The organism is uncultured Rikenella sp., assembly GCF_910579375.1.
Lineage (GTDB): Bacteria > Bacteroidota > Bacteroidia > Bacteroidales > Rikenellaceae > Rikenella.
This window is the reverse complement of the sequence record NZ_CAJTUJ010000207.1, coordinates 1-2,632: the sequence shown is the minus strand read 5'-3', so window position 1 is coordinate 2,632 and position 2,632 is coordinate 1. Positions and strand designations below refer to the sequence as shown.

Sequence of the window (2,632 nt, the reverse complement as noted above, 5' to 3'; positions counted from 1 at the left end):
GTCCGACCCACCAACGTCAAACAAAAGTAGGGTAGAGGCGGCCAATAAAACACCCTGTGGGTGCCTGTTTATTCCGAGAGGCAACGCAACTGAAAACCGTGGGCGCGATAGTCCGAGAAGCTGGCGTTGAGGTACTGCGAATAGGAATTCAAGTCCAAGCCGTAGATGCTGCTCGTGACGGAAGACCAGCTGAACCCTCCGTCACCGCCGTCCACCGGTAAGCCCGAGTGTGCGTTGCGGCAGCCCGGGGCGGGCCGCTCGGCACTCGAACCGGGCCCCGTTACGCTAAATTACTCCCCGTAAACACACGACCTGTTTATTCCGAGAGGCACCGCAACTGAAAACCGTAGGCGCGGTAGTCCGCGCCGCTGGAATTGAGGCTCTGCGTGTAGAAGTGCAAGAACACGCCGCTCGTCCCGCTAAAGGAGGAAGACCAGCTGAACCCGGCGGTGCCGACGTGCGTCAGAGCGCCCAATCGCCCATAATTGCCCGCGTCACGGAATCCCGGGGCGAGCGCCGCGCCTCCCCTCCCGCAGGAAAAACGCCCCTCCCGCGCGGAATCCCGAGAAAACTCCCTATCTTTGCCCTGTTTTTTTGAGACTGTTCGGATAATTCGATGGCTGGAAAAGTCGGGATGGTTTCAGCGTGTCGGCCCTTCGGTATTCCCGCGCACTGAACCCCAGTGGAGCCACGGACACCCGGCCTTCGGAACGAGCCGCACCCCATGTTGTGCAGCCCACTAAACATCGAAACAGTCTATGATCTTAGAAGCATTCAAAGAGCTCGGTCTCTCCGACCGTACGCTCGACGCCTTGGCGGCCAAAGGGTTCGAAACTCCGTCGCCCATCCAGCGGCTCACCATTCCCGTGATGCTGCAAAACCGCAACGACATCATCGCCCAAGCCCAGACCGGAACCGGCAAAACCGCCGCTTTCGGCCTGCCCATCGTCGAGCTGCTCGAACCCCGGGCCAAACAAGTGCAAGCCTTGATTCTCGCCCCCACCCGCGAACTCGCCATCCAGGTGAACGACGAAATCCAATCCTTCCGCAAAGGCGACCTGCGCGTCACCCCCATCTACGGCGGCGCCGCCATGAACGAACAACTGCGTCGACTTCGTGCCGGCGTCGACATCGTCGTCGGGACCCCCGGCCGCATCCTCGACCACCTTCGCCGCGGGACCCTCGACCTCTCCTCCCTTCGGTGGCTCGTGCTCGACGAAGCCGACGAAATGCTCAATATGGGCTTTATCGACGACGTCGACGAAATCCTGAGCTACGCCCCCGACGAGCGTCGCATCTTCCTCTTCTCCGCCACCATGCCCGACCGGATCGCCGGACTGTCTCAGAAATACATGCGCGACATCGAAGTGCTCCGCGTCGAGAACAAACAAGTCACCGCCGACCTCACCGACCAGATCTACTTCGAAGTCCGCGAGAGCGACAAATTCGACGCCCTGACCCGGATCATCGACGTCGAGAACGACTTCTACGGCATCGTTTTTTGCCGCACGAAAGTCGCCGTCGACCAACTCGTCAACAATCTCCTGGAACGCGGCTATGCCGCCGAAGGGCTTCACGGCGACGTCTCCCAGTCCCAGCGCGAAAAGATCCTCCGTAAATTCAAGAAACGCCACTCCAACATACTGGTCGCTACCGACGTCGCCGCCCGCGGGATCGACGTCTCGAACCTGACCCACGTCATCAACTACTCCCTGCCTCAGGATCCCGAATCCTACGTCCACCGGATCGGTCGCACCGGCCGTGCCGGGAACGAAGGAACCGCCATCACCTTCATCTCTCCCGCCGAGAACCGGCAATTCATGTTCCTGCAACGCCAGGTCAAAGCCGAAATCCGGAAAGAGACCTTGCCCACCGGGCATGACATCGTCGAGATGAAGAAGCTGAAAATCAAAGACGAACTGGCCGAGATCGTCGAAAACGAGACCTACACCGACTACGACGAGATCGCCCGGGAGCTCCTGGCCGAGCTCGATCCGGAAGTCGCCCTCGCCGCCCTGATGCGCCTGGCCTTCAAGAACGAGCTGGACGAGAGCAACTATCCCGAGATCCGTCGGATCGACGTGAACCGTCGCGGCACCTCGCGGCTCTTTATCGGCCTGGGTAAGAGCTCCGGTTATCGGCCTAAGTTGATCGTCGAGTTGCTGGCCCGCGAGTGCGGTATTCCCCAGCAGAAGATCGACGACGTGAAATGTATGGACGACTTTTCGTTCGCGACGATTCCGTTCCAGGACGCCGAAGCCGCGATGAAGAAGCTCAACTCGCTTCGGGAGCTCGCCCAAGACGACCGTCCGCTGGCCAAGTTAGCCAAGGAGTCCGAGAAGCAGAGCGACCGCAACCCGAACGGCGTTCGGGACAGCGGTCGGAACTATCGTCGCGGGCCTCGCGACTCCTATCAGCGTCGCGGCGGGTCTCAGGACTACTCCAAGCGTCGCGACCACACCCGTCGGAAATATTGATTCGGGTTCTCTCGCAGCTTGGATAAGAGACCGCATATTAGTTTGGTTCCGTCAGCAGTTTGAGGATGCGCAGCATCCGTCTAAAGCCGCGTGAACAAAGAACGGGGGTAGAGGCTGCCATTTGCCCACCGCGGGCACGCGGGGCCTGCCCGGCC

Annotated in this window: 2 protein-coding genes; one reads left to right on the top strand and one right to left on the bottom strand. The window is 60.4% G+C overall.

What is annotated here, in order from left to right:
* Window positions 1–68 precede the first annotated feature (68 nt).
* Complete coding sequence (locus QZ302_RS09745; RefSeq protein WP_294594880.1) at window positions 69–215, bottom strand: hypothetical protein; 147 nt, start codon at window positions 213–215, stop codon at window positions 69–71.
* 543 nt (window positions 216–758) lie between these two features.
* On the opposite strand from QZ302_RS09745, the gene QZ302_RS09740 reads away from it, so the two are divergent.
* Window positions 759–2,477, top strand: a complete 1,719-nt coding sequence (locus tag QZ302_RS09740; RefSeq protein WP_294594878.1) for a DEAD/DEAH box helicase — start codon at window positions 759–761, stop codon at window positions 2,475–2,477.
* The last annotated feature ends 155 nt before the right edge of the window (window positions 2,478–2,632 follow it).

What these genes read in the sequence shown, in the direction of transcription:
- QZ302_RS09740 (WP_294594878.1), top strand. Translation starts at nt 759, where the DNA reads ATGATCTTAGAAGCATTCAAAGAGCTCGGTCTCTCCGACCGTACGCTC.